At 55.9% G+C, this 25,286-nt stretch carries 15 protein-coding genes; 9 read left to right on the forward strand and 6 right to left on the reverse strand.

Annotation, left to right across the window (positions count from 1 at the left end; all coding sequences use genetic code 11):
- The 4 genes from VFU50_19350 to VFU50_19365 all read right to left on the reverse strand — a co-directional run bounded on the left by VFU50_19350 (position 1) and on the right by VFU50_19365 (position 7,763).
- Positions 1-1,203, reverse strand: a complete 1,203-nt coding sequence (locus tag VFU50_19350; GenBank protein ID HEU5235022.1) for a hypothetical protein — start codon at positions 1,201-1,203, stop codon at positions 1-3.
- 1 nt (position 1,204) lies between these two features.
- A complete protein-coding gene (locus tag VFU50_19355) occupies positions 1,205-2,386 on the reverse strand; it encodes a hypothetical protein (protein ID HEU5235023.1) in 1,182 nt (393 codons plus the stop codon).
- 70 nt (positions 2,387-2,456) lie between these two features.
- Positions 2,457-3,875, reverse strand: a complete 1,419-nt coding sequence (locus VFU50_19360) for a tetratricopeptide repeat protein (GenBank protein HEU5235024.1) — start codon at positions 3,873-3,875, stop codon at positions 2,457-2,459.
- 111 nt (positions 3,876-3,986) lie between these two features.
- Positions 3,987-7,763, reverse strand: a complete 3,777-nt coding sequence (locus tag VFU50_19365; GenBank protein HEU5235025.1) for a TonB-dependent receptor — start codon at positions 7,761-7,763, stop codon at positions 3,987-3,989.
- A 359-nt stretch (positions 7,764-8,122) separates the two neighbouring features.
- Between VFU50_19365 and VFU50_19370 the strand changes: the two genes are divergently transcribed.
- The 4 genes from VFU50_19370 to VFU50_19385 all read left to right on the forward strand — a co-directional run bounded on the left by VFU50_19370 (position 8,123) and on the right by VFU50_19385 (position 17,945).
- Positions 8,123-9,199, forward strand: a complete 1,077-nt coding sequence (locus VFU50_19370; GenBank protein HEU5235026.1) for a LacI family DNA-binding transcriptional regulator — start codon at positions 8,123-8,125, stop codon at positions 9,197-9,199.
- Between the two features lie 479 nt (positions 9,200-9,678).
- Positions 9,679-13,290, forward strand: coding sequence for a tetratricopeptide repeat protein (locus tag VFU50_19375; GenBank protein ID HEU5235027.1), 3,612 nt, complete (start codon positions 9,679-9,681; stop codon positions 13,288-13,290).
- 229 nt (positions 13,291-13,519) lie between these two features.
- Entirely contained in the window at positions 13,520-16,135 is a 2,616-nt protein-coding gene (locus tag VFU50_19380) for a tetratricopeptide repeat protein (GenBank protein ID HEU5235028.1), read from the forward strand.
- A 91-nt stretch (positions 16,136-16,226) separates the two neighbouring features.
- Positions 16,227-17,945, forward strand: coding sequence for a CRTAC1 family protein (locus tag VFU50_19385; protein HEU5235029.1), 1,719 nt, complete (start codon positions 16,227-16,229; stop codon positions 17,943-17,945).
- A gap of 10 nt (positions 17,946-17,955) precedes the next feature.
- Here VFU50_19385 and VFU50_19390 read toward each other — a convergent pair whose 3' ends face one another.
- The gene (locus VFU50_19390; GenBank protein HEU5235030.1) at positions 17,956-19,128 is read right to left on the reverse strand and encodes an L-rhamnonate dehydratase; all 1,173 of its coding nucleotides are present in this window, start codon (positions 19,126-19,128) and stop codon (positions 17,956-17,958) included.
- A gap of 123 nt (positions 19,129-19,251) precedes the next feature.
- Here VFU50_19390 and VFU50_19395 point away from each other — a divergent pair, with 123 nt between their 5' ends.
- Genes VFU50_19395 through araD1 form a run of 3 tightly spaced genes read left to right on the forward strand, consistent with a single transcriptional unit; the run spans position 19,252 to position 22,427 of the window.
- Positions 19,252-20,520: an MFS transporter gene (locus VFU50_19395; protein HEU5235031.1), complete on the forward strand. Its 1,269-nt coding sequence runs from the start codon at positions 19,252-19,254 to the stop codon at positions 20,518-20,520.
- A gap of 54 nt (positions 20,521-20,574) precedes the next feature.
- Positions 20,575-21,435 (forward strand): NAD(P)-dependent oxidoreductase, encoded by an 861-nt coding sequence (locus VFU50_19400; GenBank protein ID HEU5235032.1) that lies wholly within the window; start codon positions 20,575-20,577, stop codon positions 21,433-21,435.
- Positions 21,432-22,427, forward strand: a complete 996-nt coding sequence (gene araD1, locus VFU50_19405; protein ID HEU5235033.1) for an AraD1 family protein — start codon at positions 21,432-21,434, stop codon at positions 22,425-22,427. The genes VFU50_19400 and araD1 overlap by 4 nt, the downstream gene beginning before the upstream one ends.
- A gap of 433 nt (positions 22,428-22,860) precedes the next feature.
- On the opposite strand, the gene thiD is transcribed toward araD1, so the two are convergent.
- Positions 22,861-23,667 carry a bifunctional hydroxymethylpyrimidine kinase/phosphomethylpyrimidine kinase gene (gene thiD, locus VFU50_19410; GenBank protein ID HEU5235034.1) on the reverse strand — a complete coding sequence of 269 codons (807 nt, stop codon included), beginning with the start codon at positions 23,665-23,667 and terminating at the stop codon, positions 22,861-22,863.
- 252 nt (positions 23,668-23,919) lie between these two features.
- Here thiD and VFU50_19415 point away from each other — a divergent pair, with 252 nt between their 5' ends.
- On the forward strand, positions 23,920-24,423 hold the full coding sequence (locus tag VFU50_19415) for a septal ring lytic transglycosylase RlpA family protein (GenBank protein HEU5235035.1): 504 nt from the start codon (positions 23,920-23,922) through the stop codon (positions 24,421-24,423).
- Positions 24,424-24,532: 109 nt separating this feature from the next.
- A complete protein-coding gene (gene pyrF, locus VFU50_19420; protein HEU5235036.1) occupies positions 24,533-25,279 on the forward strand; it encodes an orotidine-5'-phosphate decarboxylase in 747 nt (248 codons plus the stop codon).
- Positions 25,280-25,286: the final 7 nt, after the last annotated feature.

The raw sequence follows: 25,286 nt of genomic DNA on the forward strand, positions 1-25,286 counted from the left end.
CTATCCTTCCCAATTCAGCAACTGCTTCAGGTTCATTTGCGAAGCAGATTCGGTGCCGCGAGGCACAGTGGGACCGATCATTAACGCTTGATTGTGGCCTTCGAACCAGACCAGGAACGACGACTGCTCGGCTCCGGGCAGGCGCTGCTGGTTTAGCCAGTTGTAGTACGCGCCGATGTCGCCGTCGATCAGGGAGCCGATCGGGTCTGGTTCGGCTGCTCCGGCATTCGCCGATAGAAGCTCGTTCATCGGTTTCTGACGCTGGCGCGGCGCGAAGCGCACCAGAAGCGTGAGCGGCTGCGCGCGCCGCAGAGCTTCACGCGCCGCCCACTGGACGAAGCTGGTACTAAAGATCTGCGTGCCTGATCCCTCGGTCAGAACTTTCATCTGAAAGCGATCGAGCACCGCGTCGTCGCCGTTGAATCCGAGATCGTCAGGCCGCATCTGGGCGAGCGTCGTCCTCAGCGCCTCAGGTCCCATTCCGGGACGCTTCGTCTGCGCATCGATCTTTTTCAAGAGTTCTCTGCGCACCGGCTCAAGCGAGGTGTAAGAAATGATGCTGAGCGCCGGATCGTGCGCCACCGGTCCGCCGCCATCGATGTACCAATGCCCGTAGTTGGCTGGATGAGCCCGAGCCCGTTCACCGACCGCATCTATCAGGCTCGCGAGCCCATTCTCCGGATCGATTTTGCTGAAGTAAGCACCGTGAGGCCTGAGCTTACGAAACAGCGCCTGGTCGTATGAAGCAACCCCTTCTCCGATAACCGTGATTCCCAATCTGGGCATCGCGGGTTGCTCGGGACGAACAGCCTGCTGCAGCAGACTCGCATAATGCACGGCGGCCGCGCGAAAGGCGTCGAGCTGATGGGTTCTCCACAGATATTCCGATAGCTGTTCTACAAATTGAGCCGGCGATGCCGCCCAGTCGAAGTCTGCCAGCGTCTGAGCGATCTGGATTGCAGCGAATCCACCGAACCACTGGGTGCGCTGTTCGGGCGAAAGAGATGCCAGGTTTTCGAGCTCCTTCTCTAATGCTCGTCGCTCAATCGGAAACTTGTAATCGTAATCCGCAACTTCTCGTAGTAGGTTTGGAAGGAAACTCAGGGGCAGAGTCTGGAATGCTCCGATGTAGTTCGTAGCCAGGCGCTTGGCTTCGGGAGGATATGAGCTGAAGTGTTCCGGTTTGAGATCGCGGGGCAGCACGTTACACCAGCTCCGAAATGGGCTTGCCTTTGGAGAGCGTGGCAGAGAATCCCAAAATGGATCCGAGCGTCGGAACCAGATCGGTTGGCTCGATGCGGCGATCGTAGATCACGCCTTCGCGAACGCCATGCCCGAGTGCCATCATCCACGTTGTACGCGAGAGCGTGTCGCCGGTGCGGTGGTGCTGGAAGCCGTTGCCGCCGGCATCTTCATCTGAATCGCGTCCAAAATCGGGAAGAATGAACAGAGTGGTCTTGCCCGCGTATTCGGGTTCAGACTGGATTGTCTTCCATAGCTCGGCGCACAGACGGTCCGTACGGCGAATTCCTTCGATATATAGCGAGTATGCACCGGCGTGGGCGATGTCGATGTCGTGCATCGTAATCCACAGCAGACTGGGCGCGACTTCACGCATCAGCCGTTTGGCAATGTAGAGCGAGAGCTCGTCGGGGCTGGAGAGCGTGCGCGCATGCGCGCGAAAATCGTCGACCGAGAGTTTCAGGATGGATTCCAACTGCTGCAGCTCAAATTCACTCCCGCCGAGTTGCGGAGCGTAGAACGGTGTTTCGTAATTGTCACGAAGCAGATGTTCGTAATCGGGGGCGCCGGAGGTCGCTGCAGTCAGCAAGTGTTTCGGCAGAATTACGCGTGCTCCGAGTCCGGAGCCGTAAGAGCGATTGCTGCTCTCGCCAATATGGTTAAATCCATTGCTCGGAGCTACCACCCAGGCATCCGATGACGGCCGTTTCTGCTCTTTACGGAAGTACTCAAATACCGTGGGGTTTTCGGGAGGCAGTGAGGCGAAGTTATTGATGGTTTCGTAAGCTCCAGTAGCGAGACTTGCCGTCGCGACATAGTGGCCGAGGATGCCGCGATTCACCACCTGGCCGAAGAAAGTCGATTGCGGAATCAGCTCCCGCATCAAATTGGGAATATTTTCCTGACCTTCAGGGGCGAAGGTCTCCTGGTCGCGCGCTCCGCCGCCAAAGGTAACTACAACTACCTTTCTCTTCGAAGTCGGAGCAGCCCAGGAGAACGCACGCGAACCGAGAAGAGTACTCCCGAGCGCGAGTCGAGCCGACGTTCGCAGAAAATCGCGACGGCTGCTGACAAGAGAACGCGCGAGTTCCTGCGCAGACTCTCGCGATGCGCGCGTCGCCGATTTCAGGAAAGTGGTAGACATTACTCTATTCGTGTGTCGCCAAGCCTATGACGAGTGTCACACGCAAATCAAGAATTCTTCTCTTCCTTCCTCACTCCGACTTTGGCGGAGACGCATTTTTGGCCGAGTACACGAACTGCCGGATCTCAGCTTTCTGCTGATCGATTTCCGCCAAATGCTGCGTTCGCAATTTTTGATAAACATCGAACTGCTGCTGGGCATGTTGCTTGTCACCAGTCCGCACGTACGCTTGCCCAAGCCGGTAGTGCGCGTCGGCTAGATCGGGATTTTGCGTCAAGGCCTGCATATATTCCGGAATCGCCTCTGCGTAATGCTTCTGGTCGGAATAGAGATTGCCCAACTGGAGATGAGCTTCGGCGAATTTGTTATCGAGCGCGATCGACGATTTCAGAAGCTTCGCGATCTCGCTAAGGTCTTGATCCGTTTGCTGCGCTCGCTTCCCTTTCCACAAGCTCATCGCGTAGTAGTAGAGCGCTCGAGGGTTACGCGGCTGAAGCTGCGCGTAACGATGGAAGCGCTCAATCACTTCATCCGCCTGATTGGGAGAGCTGTCGTAGGCACGCGACAAGAATAAGTAGCAGCCCGGATCAGACGGATTCAGGTCAGCCGCCCGCAGCAGCGACTTCACCGCATCCTCGTAGTTCCCACGCGCGTACAAAGCCATGCCCAGTCCAACCGCCAGCCGCGCCGATTTGGGATAAAGTTCGGTGGCTTTCTGGAACACTTCAACTGAGGGATCGAGCGTGCGATGCACCAGCAGTTCGCTGCCCCAGTCGAAAAGATTGCTCTCGCTGGGCTCCATATGAGCGGCAGTTTCATATTCATTGGCTGCGGCAACAAACTTGCCTTCCTTCTCCTCTACTTCCGCGAGCAGGTTGTGCAGCTCGGCGGTGTTCTTCCTCGCAATGAGTGAACCGATCGTCTCGCGCGCCTCATTCGTCTTGCCGATGAGCAGATATGCACGCGCGAGGTCGTATCCGTTGTCATACGAGTCAGGCTCGATCTTCTGCGCCTTCGCCAGAGATTCCGCAGCCTGTTGAAGCTTTCCGCGCTGAATATACAGTTCGCCGAGATTGTGATTGGCGTCGAAATTGTTCGGCTCCAATTCGACGGCTTTCGCGAACTGAACTTCGGCCAAATCGAGCTTCTTCCGTCGAACGAGGTTGGCAGCCAGGTTCGTTCTCGCCGCAGCTGAAGCCGGATTGAGGCTCACGGCCTTCTGCAGATGTTCCGTTGCTTTCGCGTTCTGAGATTCCGCGGAATATATGAGACCAAGCAGTTCATGAACATCGAAACTGTTTGGTGCCTGTGGCAGTAGTGCTTCGAGCTTTGAAGCAGCTTGAGGAAAATGACCGGCGTTGTAGTCAGCGACGGCGGACTGGAAGGATCGATCAAGATTGCGAGATTGCCCATTCGTCTGGGCAGCAAGGAGTCCGCAGGCAACGATTGCCCAAGTAGTAAAGAGGCCCAGACAGAATCGGAGAGTCACAGCCTTCGCATGCTATCACCGTATTGTGGAGCACGCGACCACATGATCGAAAAGGAAAACCGTTGTGCTACTGGCGGAGAGGCTTCCCCTGAAGCCTCTCCGCCTCTACGGCTAGTAATACAACTTCAAAGCAAACTGAATCTGTCGCGGGTCGTAGGGAGCATCGCGAGTCGATCCAATCGCCCCAAAGTTCGAGTTCGTGAAGTTAGTTGATCCAGGAATGGCGACCACACCGTTCCCGCCGAATCCCGGAGCGTTGAAGTTCGGGTGATTAAGGATGTTGAACATCTCCGCCCGGAACTGCAGGTGAAAGCGCTCCTTAATCGGGAATTCCTTGAACATTGAGAAATCGAGGCGATGGAATCCCGGCCCCTCAAGTTCGTTGATTCCGCCCAACGCAGCATTCCCGGTAAGCGGGACGCATCCGGCGGGCTGATTTGGAATGGGAGCGCCTCCGGCTCCCAAAACGCACGGCTGCGTGAATGCCTTGGGGTTGAAGAATTGAGTAACGTTATGTGGGCCAGCATAAGGATCCTGCCCAGGAATCTTCAAAGATTGGCAGCCCACCCCAGCAGCCACACCGGTGGGACAACCAATTGTGACCGGCTGTCCACCCTGTAGTGTGGCCGACCAGACAATACTCCAGCCTCCAAGCATGCCATTGGTCGCGGCGCTGGATGAGTTCATATAGCGTTTGCCGTTGCCGAATGGAAGTTGGTACGTGCCGCTGAAATGAAAGACGTTACGAATATCGAACGGAGCCAAGGCGTAATCTGCCTTGATTCCCATTCCGGGAACGCCCGGAGCCCGGTAGCCAGAAACGCTGCCGCCGTTGAGCAAGTCACGGGCGTCACTGCGCACTTGCGACCACGTGTAGGTTGCGAGGAAGTTCAGGCCTCCTGAAAATCGCTTTTCAGCTTTGGTCTGCAGCCCGTGATACGCGCTCGCTCCCTCGGTAATCGCATAGCTAGATCCACGAGCAAAGTCAGGGAATGGAATGAACTGATTCGCGTTCGCCGACGCGGGCAAGATCTGCGTGACGATGTTCGATCCGGGGAACACCTCCAAGTGGCGCGCCAGGGACGTCACGTAACCAGCCTGTACGGCGAAGGTGGGCGTAACCTCATATTCCAAGGTTAGATTGCCCCCCATGGAGTAGGGCGTTGCATAGTTGAACTGAATGCCGCGCAGGTTCAGTCCGTTCGCATTCACTAGCAGCGGATTCAGCGGGGTACAGGAGAATCCAGTCTCGAATGTCGCAGTGCCACCGGGACCAGCAGTGCTGCAGCCGGAAAACACTGGCGCATTCCCCGCGCTATTCAGGATCGGATTCGCATCGTTCGGGCTGTTAAACGTGAAATTAAATTGGAAAGGATAGTTCTCTCCGAGATTTGGCGAAAATCCGCGATTCTCGAACCCGTTGTAGAAGATGCCGAATCCCGCCCTTGCTACCAGCTTCGGGGTGACTTGATAGGCGAAACCGACCCGCGGAGCGAAATTGTTCTTTTGCGAGTTTCCGAGACCCTGCCCATAAGCATTTGTGATTGCGAGCTTGATCCCATCCTTGGTTAAGAGATCAGTGAAGCAAGTTGCGCAACCCGAAGACAAGTTATTGGCGTTGGGCCCAACTGGGATTATGTACATCGGTCCTCCAGTTGGAGGGCCACCGGGCACAAAGTTCGCCTGGTTTTCATGATGCTCGCCGACCAACCCGAAGAAGTCATAACGGAGACCGAGATTCACAGTCAGCTTTGACGTAGCTTTCCAGTCATCCTGGAGATAGCCTCCGTAATACTCCTTACCGTTATCAGTCAGCGAGATGTTCGAAATTTGGACGGTCGTCGCACCGCCCACGAAGTTGATTCCACCGGGTACCGTGGATGCAGTTGGACTTAGCAGGAATGCCGCGCGCCCGGTATTGCCACCCCCAACGTTGGGGATATCAGTGTAGTTGCCGTTGTAATCGAACTCGCCATGCGACCAGGGTGGCTGGAGAGTCGAGAACTTTACGTGCTGGAACTCGAATCCCATTTTGAAAGTGTGCTTGCCGTAGATCTTCGTCAGATCGTCAGTCGCCTGGAATGTGGAAGTCACCTCATCGGAAGGCAAGAATGCATTGCTTCCCAAGGTCTGAAGGCCGTTAATGCCGAAAGCCGGAAGACCACCATTGTTGTTTTGTTGAGGAATTCCCTGGATTCCATATTGAGCCGGGATGTTGCTCAGATCAGTCGCAACCGGACCCGCGCGGGTAGTGTGCAGATAGTTGAGGCCTGCTCGAGCAACGTTGACCAGAGTTGATGAGAAAACGTGCGTCTCCGCTAGAGCAGCCTGCTCAGCAAGAGCGGTTTGATTGCCTTGGAAAAATCCACCACCATCGGCTATTCCGCCAAAGATGCTTGGGATGAAGATGGGATCATCGACGAGGCTAAACCGGAAGAACGTCTGATCTTTTGCGCTGAAGTTGACATCCATTCTCGAGTCAAATGCATTCCGATGCTCATTCAGCTTTGGCGAATTAGTGAAATTCTGGAAAAGGCTCGAGCCCGTCGGCTGAGGATAAAGACTCAGCAGCTTAATGGCATTGGGATCCAAGCGACCCGCGGGCAGTACATTGAGGCCACAAGTAGCAAGGGTAAAGGTAGTTGTGCTCGCGGGACAGCTCCCAAACGGATCACGAACAAAGCCTGTCGCTGTAGCGACAATGCCCGAGACAGGATCCGCTACGCCTTTCGTGACCGCCCTTGTTGTTGCAGGATCCAGAATCGTACCTAGTGGAATTGATCTTCCCAGCGCATCGGTGCGAGCATTGCCGGACTGACCAGTGATCAGATCAGTAAAGTTCGTGAAGTTGCTATTCCGTTCAGCTAGTGTCGGGACTGAGCCACTCAGAATGGTGCCTTGAATTCTCCGCGTACCTTCATAGTCGGCAAAGAAGAAAACCTTATCCCGACCGTTGAATAATTTGGGAATCACAACAGGTCCGCCAACAGAGAATCCAAATTGATTCTGCCGGAGTTCGCCTTTGTGGGTGGTGCAGGCTCCGTTATTGCAAGTCCGCTCGAAATAATCAGCAGCATCAAATTTGTCGTTACGCAGGAACTCCCAGATTGTTCCATGCACGCTGTTGGTTCCTGACTTAATGGTGGCATTCAGAACCGCGGCGCCCGAGCGTCCATACTCCGCGCTGAAATCGGAAGTCTGGACTTTGAACTCTTGAATCGCGTCTGGAGGAGGCAGCACGACGTAGTTCGTTCCATTCAGGAAATCGACGGTATCAGAGTTATTGTCGATACCATCGAGCAAATAGTTGTTCTGCGCTGGACGCAGACCGTTAGCCGAAAAGGCTCCACTGGCGGCATTGCCGCGCGTGTCGGCCTGCGGAGTGTTTACGCCGGCGGCGAGCTGGGCCAGGAAGGTAAAGTTTCGTCCATTCAACGGCAGACTGTCGACATTCTGGCGATCGATAACCTGACCAACCGATGCGCTCTGGGTCTCCAGCACCGGCGCGCTGCCAGTGACTTCGACTACTTCGGTCACATTGCCCGGCTTAAGCGCGAAGTTCGCCTGTACATGGGAACTAACGTCCACGACGATGTTGCGCTGGCTGGAGGTTTGGAACCCAGGCGCGGATACGTCGATCTTGTAGTTCCCTACCCTGACAGGCGTAAACGTGTAGGTACCGTCCGATCCGCTGGTGGTCGAGAGCGTGGCGTTGGTGCCGAGGTTGGTAAGAGTGGCCTTGGCGCCTGAAACCACCGCGCCGGAGGGATCGGTCACCGTTCCCGAAATGGTACCGGTGTCCACTTGAGCTTGAACCGAGATCAAGCCGAAAGAAACGAAAGCGACGAGCAACAACGAACGGACCCAGGAAACGGCTCCAGGCTTCATGACCTTGCCCTCCTCGGTTCTTCCGGATTCCTGGCCGAAAGACCGCGTCTGCTGTTTGCACAACCCTATGGATGACAGAGTTCTTGACTGCGGCACAGACGAAACGTCAGACAGGCTCGACCTAGTCCGAGAGTCGGCAAGTAGCGGCGCTCGGGGACCAGCGCGAGGAGTCTGCTTACTTGGGGCCCAACTGCTTAAGACAACCGCCGTTTTCTTTCGAAACGGCTAAAACAACTTAAACGCTTAACCTGCGTTGGTGTCTTGGGATATCACGTTGATTTGAACATTGTCAAGATTTTTTTGATCGTCTATACTCCGCCGCATCTCTGCTGGGCCCAATTGATACAACGGGAAATCGCTTGCCAACCCCGCCGAACAATCGCGCGAAGAGCCTCACCATTCTCGACGTTGCAAAAGCTGCGGGCGTCTCGACTGCAACTGTTTCGAACGTGCTGAACAAGACCGGCAAGGTCGGCGAGAAGACGCAGAGGCTCGTTCTCTCTACGGTGAAATTGTTGGGATATGTTCCCGACGCGCATGCGCGCAGACTTGCATCTGGCGCGGGGAAAACGTTTGGCATCATCGTTTCCGATATCGAAAACCCGTTCTTCCCGGAAGTGATCAAGAGCTTTGAAACACGCGCGCGGCAACTCGGATACGAAGCGATCCTGAGCGATACAAATTACGATCCGCGACGCACGCGTGAAGCCGCCGAGCGCATGATGGAACACAAGGTCCGCGGTGTCGCCGTGATGACTTCCGAGATTAGCTTGAAGTTGATTCACGAACTGGCGCGCCGGCGAATCGCGGTTACGTTTCTCGATCTCGCTCCCGTGCGCGAGTACGTGAGCAAACTGAAGATCGATTACGTAGCCGGCATTCAGCAGATAGTGCAATACCTCTACGGACTTGGACATCGCCGGATTGCATTTATTGCCGGCCGACCTGGTTTGAAATCGAATGTGGTGCGCCTGAAGGCCTATGAGAAATCGATGCGAGCGGTAGGACTCGAGCCAGGACCAATCCTGCGCGGTGATCTCCGTTTCGAAGGTGGATTAGCCGCAGGCCATGCCGTTGCAAAACTCAATCCGCGACCCACGGCAGTAATGGCAATCAATGATCTCACTGCGGTCGGCGTGATCAAGGGACTGTTCCAAGCAGGAGTTCGCGTACCCGACGAAATTTCCATAACCGGTTTCGATAAGACGCGGTTGGCCGAATACAGCAACCCCACCATTACCACGGTTGATGTCCATCGCGAGATGCTCGGCAAGATCGCTGCCGATGCCCTGCACGAACTTTCGGTGTCGTCAAATCCACAGGGTAAGGAGTATCTAATTGGGGCGGAGCTGATCGTCGGCGAGTCGTCTGGGCCAGCGCCGGTTGAAGAGCGCTCACCAATGCACGCCGCTTTCGTACCGATTCCGCCAATCTAACGTGGAGCCGGGCGCCCTCGCCCGGGTTTTGCTGTTGCGTTCTGTCATTCCAAAGCACGGCTGTCAATGTGAGGAATGCCTACGGATTTACAGAATCCCACGTGTATGAATGCGCCATGGATTCTCCGCTTCTGCTCATGCGAAAAGCACGCCTGAGGCCACGGCGGGATGGGAAAGCAACACCCGGGCGATGGCGCCCGGCCCCACGTCGTTGGTGTTTCGCTTTCAAGCGCGCAAATGCTAGCATCCGAGCACACCACCCCGGGCGCAATTGAGGAATGTCGGCTTCTCACAAATCAATCACAATTTCCCGCCGAACATTGCTCAAACAGTTACGCTGGGCGCCAGTGCTCTTTCTGCCTGGAAGGCTTGCCGGCCTTCCCTTTCGTTCGACAGACCGAAATCGAATAGGCTCAGATTGCGAGTTTCACGACCGTCATTTAATTCCGCACTACGCAACCAAGCCTCCCATTGAAGATATGTTCGTTCAACTCCTGCCCGGAGCCGATGAATTCTTCAGCGAGAAATATGCTGCGGAACTCGAAGCAGTACTAGCGGAGTGGTCGCGCGAACTGAAGGCGGGCGGATCTTCTTCCATTTTGGGAAAACACTTTGGTTCGCGGGTGGAAGCGATTTCCTTTTCTCCAGTTCGCGACAGCGTGGTTCGCTCGCTGTATGAAATGGAAGTGCGGCGGCGGCAGTTCGGGAGTGCGCAAGACGTCAAAGCCGAGGCTGTAATTCGCAATTTCGATTTGTTTTTTAAGGCCTTTAATCAGATCGAGGTTGCTGAGTTTCATCTCCTCTCCCTGCATGAAAGCTCTCCATCTCAATTCGAAACGCGAATTCGATATGAAATTGCCGGTCAGCAGGCGCAGGGCGCTTGCGAGCAGCGAATCGGACATTGGCGGATGCAGTGGTCGCGTGCCGGCGAAGGTCAATGGCGAATCCTGAAATGGGAAGCCGAGGAAGAGAGTGCCGCTCGCGTTCGCGCTCCGCTCTTCGCAGACATCACGGACAAAGCGCTCGGTGCAAACGACTCCTATAAACATCAACTCCTGCACGGAAACGACTACTGGCGCACCGTTCTCGATGGTGCTTGCGGAATCGACGTCTATGGAAACAACGGCATTGCCGTGGGCGATTTCGATGGGGATGGATTCGATGATCTCTATATCTGCCAGCCCGCAGGCTTACCCAATCGTCTCTATCGCAACCGGGGCGATGGCACGTTTGAAGATGCAACTGAAAGTTCTGGACTAGGCGTTCTCGACAATACCTCCTGCGCGCTCTTTGCTGATTTTGAAAACAAAGGAGTCCAGGATCTGCTCGTAGTTTGTGGAAGTGGTCCCCTGCTCCTTCTGAACGACGGCAAAGGCAAGTACTCGCTCAAGCCTGACGCATTCAAGTTTCAACGGCCTCCGGAAGGCACCTTCACCCACGCCGCTCTTGCTGACTACGACCACGACGGCCGCCTCGAAATCTATTTTTGCCTCTACAACTACTATTTAGGCCTCGATCAGTATCACTATCCAGCTCCGTATTTCGATGCCCGAAATGGGCCTCCTAATTTCCTCATGCACAACGAGGGCAATGGCACCTTCATTGACCGCACCGACGCTGCTGGTTTGAATGTCGAAAATGATCGCTACAGCTTTGCCTGTGCGTGGGGCGACATGAACGGAAATGGCTGGCCGGATCTGTACGTCGCCAACGACTTCGGCCGCAGCAATCTGTATCGCAATAACGGCGATGGAACCTTCACCGCCATTTCCTCGGACGCTCACGCCAACGATGCTGGCGCAGGCATGAGTGCGTGCTGGTTCGACTACGACAATGATGGTAAGCAGGACATCTATGTCGCAAATATGTGGTCGGCGGCAGGAATGCGCATTTCCGAGGAGCAGGTTTTTCATCAGAACGATTCAGAAGAAGTACGCGCCGACTATCGACGGCATGCTCGCGGCAATTCTTTGTACAGGAATGTCGGAACTAACAAATTTGAAAATGCCGCTGCAACTGCAAATGCCGCCGTAGGCCGCTGGGCCTGGTCGTCGGACGCATGGGACTTCGACCATGACGGCTATTCAGATCTCTACATTGCCAACGGTTACATTTCGGGCTTCGACGCGCAAGATGCCTCGAGTTTTTTCTGGAGACATGTCGTCGCCAGGTCGCCCGCTTCGGCGACTCCGAGTTCCCCTTATGAACTAGGTTGGAACGCAATCAATGAACTCATCCGCTCGGATCGTTCGTGGAATGGGCCGGAACGAAATGTCTTTTATCTGAATAATCGCGACGGCAGCTTCTCCGATATCTCTGCGGCCGCGGGCCTCGATTTTGCCGACGACGCCCGATCATTTGCCTTACTCGATCTCGATCACGACGGCCGGCCTGAAGTCGTAATCAAGAACCGCAACGCGCCGCAGGTGCGTGTGCTGCGAAATGTAATGACTGAGCTTGGGCACTCGATCAGCTTTCGCCTGCGCGGCACAAAGAGCAATCGCGATGCGGTCGGCGCTGCAGTAACGATCGAGGCTCCGCATCGGCAGACGAAATACGTGCAAGCCGGTTCGGGATTTTTGTCGCAACACACCAAGGAGCTTTTCTTTGGTTTGGGAGATTCCTCCGCACCGATTCGAGCCGTTGTTCACTGGCCCAGCGGACTCACGCAGACCTTTGCCGATCTGCCTATAAATTCCCGAATTGAGATCGAGGAGGGATCCGACAGGTTCGCTGCCAAGCCGTTTGCTGCCCAAGCCCGTTTCGGTCCGGAGGCTGCCCGGGATAACAGCGACCCGCTGCCGGATTCCGTAGAGACTTGGCTGATTCAGCCGTTAAAGGCTCCAGATTTTGGGCTCCCAGATCTGAACGGCAAATCCTGGCAGCTTGCATCGCTTCGTGGCTCTTGGGTGTTGCTGCATTTTTGGACGAAATCGTCCAGCGCGTGCAGCAAACATCTTCAGTTGCTAGAGCAGCACAGGGCGGACCTAAGCAGCGTTGGTCTGAAGGTCGCGTCCGTTAACGTTGACGATGCGCAGGATCAAAGCTCTATTAAGACGTTTGCTGCGACAACTGGCCTCCTCTCGTTTCCCATCCTGCTCGCGAGTCCGGAGATCGCGGGAATTTACAACGTGACCTTCCGCTACCTTTTCGATCGCCATCGCGATCTGCCGATTCCTTCAGCGTTTCTCGTCGATCCGGCAGGAATGATCGTGAAAGTTTTTCAGGGCGACGTGAATCCCGACCAGCTGGTTCGCGACATACGCTCCACCTCGCCTGGAGATGAATCTCGCATCACGAAAGCTCTTCCCTTTCCGGGAACACTTCATCTCGGCACATTTGGCCGCAACGACTTCACCTACGGCGTAGCGCTGTTTCAGCGCGGCTATCTCGATGAGGCGGTCGAGTCCTTCAAACAGGTGATCGCAGCCAAACCGCAGGAACCGGAGGCGTATTACAACCTCGGCACTCTGTATCTGCGAAAAAATGATTTCGATCAGGCGCGCCAATATCTGGAACAGACGGTGAAGCTGCGCCCCACGCACGCGGAAGCATGGAACAATCTGGGAATGCTGGCTGCGCAAACAGGCCAGACTGAAGAAGGGGTTCGCGACTTCCAGCAATCGCTGAGCATTAAGCCGAACTATGCGACGGCTCTGTTGAACTTAGGAAATCTGTATCGCCGGGCACGCAATTTTTCGGAGGCCGAGGATCTTCTTGGTCGCGCTCTGGAGGCCGAACCTGATAATCCGGAGGCGAACTACAACCTGGGCATGGTCTATGCACAACAGAATCAGTTTCCGAAAGCTTCTGAATACTTCGAACGAGCTTTAGCCCTGCGGCCCGATTATCCTGACGCACTCAACAATCTCGGCGTTCTTCTCGTGCGCCAGGGACATTACGCAGAAGCACAAGAGAAGTTCGCAAGCTGCATTCGCGTCGCGCCCAATCTGGATCAGGGATATCTCAATCTCGCGCGTCTCTACGCCGTGATGAACGACAAGGAGAAAGCCAGATCGGTGTTGCAGGACTTGTTACAGCGTCAACCGGAAAACAAAATCGCCCAGCAATCACTAGAAATGCTAAAGTGAGCCTGCATTTTCGCGCGTACGAAAACCAGAGAACCAGAGGCCCAAAAGGCCGAAAGATGCGGAGCCCAGGGGCGTGAGCCCTGGTTGATAAAAGGCAGTTCTGCCTGAGCCCTGAAAGGGCGACACGTATTATCGATCAGAACTAGACAGTTGTTGCGGCGTGAAAAGACCTTCCTCAGAATTGAACTCCATTAACGGCTCCCGGCGAACGATATTTGGCACTGGGGCAATGAAATGTCGCCCTTTCAGGGCTCGACCATTCGGATTTGTCTACCCAGGGTTTACGCCGCTGGGCTCCGCTTATTCCGGCCCTTCGGGCCTGGCAGTTGTATCAGGAGCCGAACCAAGAAGACCATTTTGGAACCGCTGTGCATTCCTGAGTCTCTGCTGGATTCTCCTCATCCTTTGTGGTCAGGCTCTCGCACAAAAAGCGCCCCACTCATCTCAAAATCGCGACCCACTCCTGGTAGAAGCGGAAACGCTGATGAGCCAGGGCCAGACCGCCGAAGCCAAAGAGAAGCTGACGCAGGCAATCGCGGAAAATCCGTCGAGTGTCGAAGCCTACAACCTGCTGGGGATCATCTACACCGGCGAGAAGGACTTCTCCAATGCCTCCAACGCACTGCAGCACGCTCTCAAGCTGGATGCGAACTCGGCGGGAACGCGTATCAACTTGGGAAACTTGTACATCGCGGAAGGCAAATCTGCTCTTGCTGAGCAGGAATTCCGGAGAGTCTTACAGAGCCAGCCGGCGAATGCCGAGGCAAACTACGACCTTGGCGTCCTGCTCCTAAGTTCCGGCAAGCCGGCCGAGGCCATTCTGCGCTTCAAACGCGTGCAGCCACAGAATGTACAAAGCCAGATGAATCTGGTTCGCGCGTATCTTCACGCACGCCATACAGCTCAAGCTCTGGCGCTCGCAAAGCAACTTTCGGCTGCGCACAAAGACCAGGTACAGGTGCATTTCACGCTGGGCATGCTGTTAGCGGGAGAAAAACAATATCGTCCGGCATTACTCGAGCTTGAAACCGCCGACGCACTCGCGCCCGAAACCTTCGAGATCCTGCGTAACCTGGGAGAGACCTATTTTCGCGCTGGAGACTACGCGAAATCGGAGATCGCGCTCAACCGCGCACTCAAGATCAAGCCTGAGTCGGCGGATACGTTGTACGTGCTCGGCGAGGTTTATGCCGGCCAGGGACGCTCCGTTGATGCGCTCGATGCCTTGGTACGCGCGCACAAGCTCGCGCCGGAGAACCTCGACATCATCCTTCTGCTCGGACGCAGCAGCATCGCGCAAAACTACTTCGAAGATGCGATTCCCCTTTTGGAATCGGGTGTCAAGCTGGCTCCCCAGCGGGCGGATTTGCGCGCCGCCCTGGGTGAGGGTTATTTCCTTTCTGGAAAGGTCGAAAAATCTCTCGATGAATTCCAATCGTTAGTTTCTCTCGATCCTTCGGCTCGCTCTTATGCGCTTCTCGGGCTCACGTACCGCCATTTGGGCCGATTCGCAGAGGCGTCAAAGTATTTTCACGAAGGGCTCAAGCACGATCCTCGCAACGCATTCTGCATTTTTAACCTCGGATATATCGAAGAGCGGCAAGGCAACACGGCGAAGGCCGAAGTACTGTTTCGTGATTCCTTGCGATTGAATCCAAACCTGGCGGACGCGCTGCTGGAATTGGCCGATCTCCGCATCGCGAGCAAGAATTTCGCGGAAGCGGCGCAGATGCTGCGGCGCTATGTAAAGCTCAGTCCGAATCCCGCTTCGGGATACTACAAGCTCGCAATGGTCGAGCGCAGCCTGCATCAGACTGAGGCAGCAGACCGAGACCTCGCGACCTTTCAAACGCTTTCAAAAGATACTTCCGCAGGCGCATATCATCCCCACCTGTTCGATTATCTGGATGATCGCGCGAGTCTTAGCCCGCAAGCTCGCGCCGAAGTCGATGTCGCAGAGTTAAAAGAGCGAGTTCAGCAGCATCCCGACAGCACGCAGGACCTTTATCTGTTGGCCGGCACGCAGTTCAAATTGGGAAATCGCGCGGAGGCGCTGCAGGCCATCGCGCAGCTCGATCAGCTCAGCAAGGGCGATGAACGTTTGCAGACTGCGCTGGGAGTGCTGCTGGCCCGATATCATCTGTACCAACCCGCCATTCAGCATTTTCAAACCGCACTGCAAGTCAATTCCGAATCCGACGACGTGAAGTTTGACTTGGCGGAAGCGTATTTCCGGACCGGCAACTATACCGAGGCACTGGCTTCCGCCAAGACAATTTCCGAGTCTGCGCAGCAGGAAGACGCATATCTCGCCCTCGCAGGTGATATCGAGGCTCACCTTGGCAACACTGACGATGCGATCGCGGCGTTTCATAAAGCCCTTCAGCGGAGTCCAGACAACGATCAGTATTACCTCTCCCTGGGTCTCGCCCAGCTCCGCCGAAGCGACCTAGACGCAGCGAGGAGCACGCTTTCGCAAGGACTGGCCAGGATTCCTAATTCAGGAAAGCTGCTGTGGGGCATGGGCCTGGTCGCCGTCCTTGAGGGCAAGGACGCCGAAGCAGCCGATCGGCTGGAGCGCTCGGTAGATCTGCTGCCGGAATGGCCGGGGAGCTATGCGACGTTAGGCGTCTTCTACTATCAAACCGGCCAGATCGCGAAAGCTCGTGAGGTCTTGCAGAGGTTCAAGTCCAGCGACACGAGCAGCGGGTTGGATATTGGTCGTATCGAGCAGGTTCTAGCCAGCGCGCCTGCGTCCAATGAACATCCGCGATCGACGATCACGCCCGAAGCTCGCCAGCAACTGCTTCAGTTCGCTCTCTTGGTCGCTGATCGGACCTTATAATTTGTTCACTCCCAATGGTTGATCCGCTACCTACATGATCCTCTCCCGGCGACGGTTCCTCGGCTCCTCCTTATTCGCACTCAGCAGCACGATGCTTGACGCGCTGACCACGCCGTTGTGGAGATGGAGAAATTCAGTATCCATTGAGACCAAGCCGAAGGTCTCTGCGGCAACCCCCGTCACTTTTGTCGATGTCGCACGCGAAGCTGGATTAAACGCGCCGAACGTCTGGGGAGCGGTCGATCGCAAGCGCTACATCATCGAGGCGAAGGGCAGCGGGTTGGCCTTCTTCGACTATGACAACGACGGATGGCTGGATATCTATCTGACGAACGGCACTCGTCTCGAAACGAAGTGGCCTGCGGGAAAGGCGCCCGCCTCGCATCTTTACAAGAACAATCGCGACGGCACCTTCACCGACGTGACAGAAAAATCCGGCCTCGCGCGCACCGGATGGCAGACCGGCGTCTGCGTTGGCGACTACGACAACGACGGTTGGGACGACCTCTTCTGCACCTTCTGGGGGCACAACATTCTGTTCCACAACAATGGTGACGGAACTTTTGCGGACGTAACCCAGAAAGCGGGACTCTACAACGAGCAGATTCGCTGGGGAGCCGGCTCCTGTTGGCTGGATTACGATCGCGACGGCCGTTTAGATCTCTTCGTCTGCAACTACATCAAGCTCGATCCGGAGAAGCTGCCGTCCCAAAATGACATTTACTGCCAGTGGAAAGGTATTCCGGTAATGTGCGGCCCGCGGGGCCTGACCGGCGACACGAACATCCTCTATCACAACAACGGCGACGGCACCTTCACAGACGTGAGCGACAAAGCGGGGATTCTCAAGCCCGGCCCTCGATATTCGATCACTCCGGTCTCGTACGACTTTGACAACGACGGCTGGCCCGACATCTACGTTGCCGTCGACTCGGAGCCGAGCATTCTCTTCCACAATAACCACGATGGCACGTTTACCGACATTGCAGTCATGGCAGGCTGCGCTTACAGCGCTGATGGACACGAGCAATCAGGGATGGGCGTTGCAGTAGCCGACTACGATTGCGATGGCTGGTTCGACATCTTCAAAACCAACTTTGCCGATGATACCTGCAATCTGTACCACAACAATGGCGATGGCACCTTCAGCGACGTGACCTTTGCATCAGGCGTGGGAATCAACAACCGCTACGTAGCCTGGGGCTGCGGATTCATCGACTACGACAACGATGGCTGGGCCGACATCCTGCAGGTCAATGGTCATGTGTACCCTGAAATCGACTCGCACGACGTCGGACAGACCTTCAAGAACCCACGACTGATCTACAAGAACCTCGGCAACGGCAAATTCAGAGACGTCTCTGCGGAAATGGGACCAGGAATCAGCGAGAAGTTCTCAAGCCGCGGCGCAGCCTTCGGCGATTACGACAACGATGGCGACATCGACACGCTAATTCTCAATATGAACGATCTGCCTTCCCTGCTGCGCAACGACGGCGGCAACGCGAAGAACTGGATCAAGCTCAAGTTGGTCGGCACGCACTGCAATCGCACGGCGATTGGAGCGCGCGTGCGAGTGATCACAGGTAAACACGCGCAAATGGACGAAGTACACAGCGGCGGGAGCGTGATGTCGCAAAGCGATCTCCGCCTGCACTTCGGATTGGGAAGCGCTCAAAGCGTCGATCTGATCGAGGTGAAGTGGCCGACGACGCAGAAAATCGAGCGCTTCACCCAAATAGCAGCGAACCAGATACTCACAATCCGCGAAGGCGACGGAATCGTGAAACGATCAAAGGCGGGCAAATGAGAGCCGAACTTTACTCAATAATGGCGAACTTCTTCAGCGCATCCTCCTGAATGGTGAGGCCCAATCCGGGAATCTCATCGCTTAAATCGATGGAGCCGTTCACTGGAGTCGGTTCTCCCCTAAAGATGTACCAGAACAGTTCGTTCCCAACTTCAACATCAACGATCGGAAAGAATTCAGCCATCGGGGAATTCAGGCTCGCCATCACCACATGAAAGTTGTGCATTTGTCCGGCATGAGGTACTACGGGCACCGAGTAAGCCTCGGCAAGCGCTGCAATCTTGCGAGCCTGTGTGATGCCGCCGACTCGGTTCGTATCGAATTGGATGTAGTCCACGGCCTTCGCATCGAGCAACTCGCGAAATCCGTATAAAGTGAACTCGTGTTCCCCGCTCGCGATGGGTATCGTTCCCAGGGCTTTGAGCGCAGCGAGTCCGCCGATGTCATCTGGAATTACCGCTTCTTCGAGCCATCGCAGTTGATATGGTTCCAGAAGAGGAATCATGCGGCGCGCATAATCTAGGTTCCAGCCCATGTATGCGTCGGCCATCAGATCGAGGTCATAGCCAACGACTTCACGAACCGTCTTCACCAGATCCACATTCTTTTGCATGCCTGCTGCGCCATCGAGTGGTCCCCATCCAAAGCGCAGCTTCATCGCGGTGTAGCCCTGGTCTTTGTAGCCCTTTGCCTCGCCGGCGAGTTGATCGAGCGGCTGGCTGTAAAGACGGCTCGCGTAAACAGGAATTCGCTTTTTTGTTCTGCCTCCAAGCAAACGAAAGACCGGCAGCTTCGTGGCTTTGCCCATCAAATCCCAAATAGCAATATCGACTGCGCTGATCGCTGCCATGCCAGCGCCCTTGCGACCGAACGCAATCGTCTGCCGATACATGTGCTGCCAGAGAAACTCGTTGTCGAAAGGGTCTTTCCCGATCAAAAGAGGCGTGAGATAGATGTCGATCAGTTGTTTTGTTACTCTCGGTGATAGCGCAGCATTGCCGATTCCAACATGCCCATCGTCGGTAAACACTTCTACGATGAGCCAACCATGGAAGCGAAAGCTGGCCATAGCGTCGCCGCCAAGATCGAGCACGTCTATCGGGTTTGTGCAGAAATGCGGTTGCGGAGGAACACTCGGGCCGCGCCATTCGACAACCCTTGTTCGAACTTCCGTGATCTTCATGGTCCTTTGCTCTCGAAATTCGACTGAGTGTACCAGTCCAAACGATTAAAACCTTTTCTGCCGGATCGTTTCTGAAGTTTCTGAGTTGACAGCTATCGATGCAGGCACTAGGAATCTTTATTCATGCGATTACGCTGGAAAATCGCAATGCTGGTCAGCGCTGCAGTCGCTATCAGCTATCTCGACCGCCAGACTGTTTCCGTCGCGATCGCGGCAATACAGCGCGATATTCCAATCTCCAACATACAGTTCTCGCAATTGCAGGCGGCGTTTCTGGTAGCGTACGCGTTGATGTACGTCGGAGGCGGACGCCTGCTCGACGTGCTCGGAACCAGGCGCGGTTTCGCATTGATCATGATTTGGTGGTCAATCGCTTGCGCTGGTCATGCTCTCGCGACTGGAGTTGCCGTGCTCACAGTGTTTCGATTTTTGCTGGGCATGGGCGAAGGCGGAACTTTTCCTGCCGCCACGAAGGCCGTTGCGGAATGGTTTCCCGCCCGAGAACGCTCTCTGGCAATGGGCATCATTAACGCGGGCACTGCGGTAGGAGCTGTCGCAGCGCCACCAGCCATCGCAGCAATCATCATGACGGCCGGCTGGCGCTGGGTATTTGTGGCGGTTGGAATTCTCGGCCCTCTTTGGGCGCTCTGGTGGTGGCGCGACTACTTTCCCGCTTCGGAACATGCAAAGCTCACCGATAGTGAACGTGTAGAAATCAGAGAAGTCTTCTCTGAGCCGAGCATGTCGGGCCGGACTTCGTGGTTCAAGCTCTTCTCATTCGTAGAGGTCTGGGGATTAGTCATCGCCAAGTTCCTCAGCGACGCCGGCTGGTACTTCTACCTGTTCTGGCTGCCCAAGTATCTGTATGACGTGCGCGGATTCGACACCAAGAAAGTCGGATATTACGCCTGGATTCCCTATGCCGCAGCCGGTGTGGGCTGTCTCGTTGGCGGGTGGTTTTCCGGATGGCTGATTGGAAGAGGGCGTTCTCTAGACTTCGCGCGAAAGGCCGCTTTGGGCGCAAGTGCTGCCGTGATGCCTTTGATCGTCTTTGTTCCGCGGGTTCCCGTTCAGTGGGCGATTGTACTGTTTAGCATTGCGTTTTTCGGACAGCAGTCATGGTCAACGCTGGTGATGATCGTTCCGACGGATCTCTTTCCACGTCGCATCGTGGGCTCAGTCGCGGGTCTGGTTGGCTTCGGCGGATCGATGGGCGGGGTGGTATTCGGAATCGTGGTCGGATATCTGCTCGACCACGGCTTCGGCTACGGCGCCGTGTTTGCGATCGTGAGTACATTTCATGTCGCGGCGTTCTGTCTTATCCTGCTTACGGTTCGACGCATACAACCTCTGATTGTTTCTGAATCGCAATATTCAATGGTTCGTGCGTAATCACTTCCCAGTCTGGGACAGGAGAAATCGAGCAGATCGAGGGTCTTTTCATTTATGGAGCAGATTGGGTTCATCGGACTAGGAATTATGGGCTCAGGCATGGCCAGCCGACTGTTGAAAGCAGGCTATCCCGTGAAGGTCTACAACCGGACGCTATCACGAGCAGCGCCGCTGCAAAATATGGACGCGCATGTTGCAGCCACACCGGCCGAGGCAGCGAGAGCTTCTGATGTAGTGATCTCAATGGTGGCAGATGATGCGGCATCGCGAAGCGTGTGGCTTGGCGAGAATGGCATTCTGTCTTCGATCAAACCCGGCGCAGTCGCGCTGGAGTGCAGCACTCTCTCTCCTAAGTGGATTCGAGAACTCGCACAAGCTGCGAAGGAGCGCGGTTGCGAGTTCCTCGATGCTCCAGTCACCGGCAGTAAATCCCAGGCTACCGCCGGAGAACTTCAGTTTCTCATCGGCGGCCACGCTGCCGCGGTGGAACGAATCCGGCCGGTGCTCTCGGTGATGAGCCGCAACGTCATCCATCTCGGAGACAACGGCAGTGGAGCGCTCTTGAAGTTGATCAATAACTATCTCTGCGGAGTGCAGGTGGCTTCCCTGGCCGAGGCTTTGGCTGCGATTGAGCACAGCGGCTTAAATCGGGAGCGAGCGCTCGAAATGCTCAACAAAGGCGCACCCGGCAGTCCATTAATCAACGCGCTCTCAGCTCGCATGGTATCGCGAAGCTACGACGTAAATTTTGTCCTCCATCTCATGGAGAAAGATCTCACATACGCCATCAGCGAAGCGCGCAACCATGGCGTGCAGTTTGAGACGGGCCGCGCCGCTCTGAAACTCTTCGAGCTTGCTCGCGCGCGCGGATGGGGGGAACAAGACTTCTCGGCGGTGGTGGAAGCTTTGCGATGAGATTGCTGCAACTGAAAGATAGAACAGGCCGCCGGGGTGTCGGAGTAGTCGAGGATGAGCGCGTACATCTGCTCAGCCGAGTTGATTCTATTTACGCACTCGCCCAGCAGGCGCTCGCCGTACACGAATCCCTCGTTGATCAAGCCAAGAAACTCCGCGCAAGCGACTCGCTTTCGTACGATGACATTTACGCAGGCAGTTCGGACTGGCGCATCATGCCAGCCATCGATCATCCACATGAGCCCGCTCGATGTCTTCTAAGCGGGACTGGGTTAACTCACCTCAAGAGTGCTCAAAGTCGCCAGGCCATGCATGCCTCGGGAAATGCCCCAAGCGACAGTATGCGCATGTACGAGTGGGGAATCGAGGGAGGACGCCCTGCGCACGGACAAATCGGCACCTCGCCTGAGTGGTTCTACAAGGGCTGTGGGACGATGTTGCGGGCTCATGGAGAGCCATTGCTGATTCCACCTCACGCCGAGGACGGTGGTGAAGAGGCAGAGATCGCGGGTATCTACATCATCGACGCAGCCGGATCACCGCGCCGCCTCGGAATGGCAATTGGAAACGAGTTCTCCGATCATGTCGTGGAAAAGAAAAACTACCTCTATCTTGCGGCTTCCAAGCTCATGTTTTGCGCGATCGGGCCGGAGTTGGTGACCGATGCGCAGTTCGACTCTCTGGCCGGTGAGGTCGCGATCAAGCGCGACGGGGAACTTCTATGGCAACGCGAGATTCACAGCGGCGAGAAGGCTATGTGCCATAGCCTCGCGAATATCGAATACCACCACTTCAAACATGGGCTGCATCGTCGCCCTGGAGATGTGCACGTCCACTTCTTCGGCGCCGACGCTTTCAGTTCAGGGGAGGACGTAAAGCTCAAAGATGGAGATGTAATGCGCATTACCTTTGAAGGTATGGGGCGTGCACTAATGAATCCTGTCGCTGTAGACGCGAACCCACAAGCCCACTTTTGCGCGTCGCCGCTTTAGGCGCTAAGGCCTGGTGCCAATAGCTACCCCCTGTCCTCGGTTCCGATAGTAACCGCCCCTTCCTGACCTCCTATATTTCCGGGGCTCTGGGCAGTCCGTATCCATTGAGCGAGTGCCTCCCCCACCCAGAGCGACCTTTATGCTTATGCGTAGGAGAAAGCCTCAGCTGCTGATGACGGCAGAAACCTCGACCGACGTCAATGGGTCGTGTTCAGCCTGCCTCCGCAGCTTCCATGTGTACGTGCGCGGTGCGAGATCGACCGCGCTGCGGCGTTTGCGGCAAAGCTTCAATCTGCATTGTCGGCTGTGCCACAAGCATCTCCGGGCTGGATGCGGAAGAGGGTGGAGTGCGCCTTTTTCTGGACCGCCCACGAGCTGACCGTGATGGCCCCGTTTCAGGTCGCAGTGAAACCCACACCGTTCTAAGAAAAGCTCAACTTCGAAACAGGTGGTTAACGGGATTTACTCCCTTGCCGATCGCATACGAATTCTCTAACGCTCCTTTGACGTAGCTCTTTGAGGCTTGAACCGCTTCGGTCAGCGGGAGTCCCTGCGCCAGATTGCATGCCAACGAGGCCGAAAACGCACACCCGGTTCCATGGGTATTCATGGTTGCGATCTTCTCGCCAACGAAGGTTCGACATGCCACGCCGCCGTTGGGCTCCGATTCGGCGAGCAAGTCAGTCGCATCGTCGAGATGGCCCCCGGTTATCACTACCGATTTCGCGCCTCCCCGGACCAGGATGCCGGCCGCCTCCCTCATGGAAGGTAGGTCGCGAACTGGCACTCCGGCCAGGAAACCTGCCTCTTCGAGGTTCGGCGTGATCACATCAGCGGAGGCAAAAAGTCGACGCTGGAGAACCTCCCAGCCGGTCCCGTCAAGCAGTTCAGTGCCTGAAGATGACCGCAACACTGGATCAAGCACGACATTGGGCAAACGGAACGACTTGAGAAAGTCGGCCACCGTCTCAGCGATTTCCCCAGATCCCAGCATGCCTATTTTCACGGCAGCGGGCGGAACGTCGGCGATCAGGGTTTCCAAAGTCTCCCAAACCAGCGTCGGATCGACCGGCTGAACCCGACTGACTCCCTGGGTGCTTTGGACGGTTAGAGCAGTGATGCAGGCGATCCCATATAGATGATGGGCCGCGATGGTCTTCAGATCGGCCGTGATGCCGGCACCCGAGGAGGGGTCAAAACCGGCAATGGTCAGAACGACTTTCGGCGGATCTTCGCTCATGCAGAGGTAAATATAACAAAACAAGCCCGCTAAAGCTCTGTTTTTGACCGTGTACAGGTGCAACTCTCGACAGGCCCGGGGAGCTCTAAATTCGGAGCGTTCGCCACCGTCAAACCGCCGAATTGGGAACCACAACTGATGCAAAAATGCAACAGTTATTTTCGCGTTCTTAAAATAAAAAGTAACGACAGCTGCTTTGTTTTCTTATAATTACTGCAGGCGAATCGGAGAGAATTGATTCGGGAGTTTAAGGTGAAACGCGTACACAAAGTCGTGCTTAACACCATCGCCGTCGGAGCATTTGTCTCCGGCTCGATGGCTGCGTCTGCGCCTACTCGTTCTGATCATGAGATTACTCCAAACGCTCAGCCGAGTCAGCGCACGGAAGTACACAAACCAACGCGCGTGAAGCGCACCAAGCCCTTCGACGTAGGCACTGCTTCCTGGTATGGATCCTATTTTGAAGGTAGGCCGACCGCCAGTGGCGAGCCGTACGATATGTACGAGCTCACCGCCGCGCATCGCACGCTGCGGCTCGGCACGTGGGTGAAGGTCACCAACCTTCGCAACCACCGCTGGGTTCTGGTTCGGATCAATGACCGCGGCCCGGTACCAACCGATCGAATCATCGACCTCTCCTACGGAGCCGCCAGGATTCTTAAAATGAGCGGTCGCGGGCTAGCCAAAGTCCGACTCGATGTAGTCGAAACGCCAGAAGCGACCTCCGATCTGGCAATGCTCAACTCCCCTCGATAATTCCCAAGTGGCTCAATACCTCCGCGGTAGCAGGACGGGTGTGTCTGCATTGACTTCTTGACCCATCCGTTACCGCGGACGGTACTGACTTTCGCGCTAGAATGCCAGCGTGACCTCCCCAAAAGACCGCCTGATCGTCGCCTTGGACGTGCCTTCCGCCGTCGATGCGCAGGAGATCGTCTATGAGCTCGGCGACTCGGTTTCCTTCTACAAGGTCGGTCTTCAGCTCTTCACCGCTGAGGGGCCAAAGATCGTTTCTGAGCTGGTCAACTCCGGGCGCAAAGTCTTCCTCGACCTGAAACTCCACGACATCCCGAACACCGTGGCCGGAGCCGTCAAGGCGGCTTCCGAGTTGGGTGTCACCATGCTCACGGTTCATGCTGCAGGAGGAAGCAAGATGCTGACGGTAGCCACTGAAGCCGCAAAGCAAGCTCCGCAGCCTTTAACTATCTTGGCTGTGACCGTGCTCACCAGCTTGGCACAAGAGGACCTTCGAGAATCAGGAGTGCAAGGCTCCATGCCCGATCAGGTTCTGCGGCTGGCGATGTTGGCGAAGTCGACGGGATGTGGCGGGATTGTCAGTTCGCCGCAGGAATCTAAGAAGCTGCGCTCCGCGCTGGGTCCGGAGATGGCGATCGTGACTCCCGGCATCCGTCCAGTGGGAGCAAATCTCGGCGATCAATCTCGTGTGGCGACGCCCACTGCAGCCATCCAGGCGGGAGCATCGCATATCGTCGTAGGACGTCCAATACTTTCCGCCCCGAACCGCAATGAGGCAGCGGCCGCAATCGTCCGCGAGCTGAGCTCGGCGCTGCGCACGGCAGAAATGGAAATGGCCGGCATGCGGCCGGCCTGATCCAATC

The organism is Terriglobales bacterium (genome assembly GCA_035764005.1).
Lineage (GTDB): Bacteria > Acidobacteriota > Terriglobia > Terriglobales > Acidobacteriaceae > Gp1-AA112.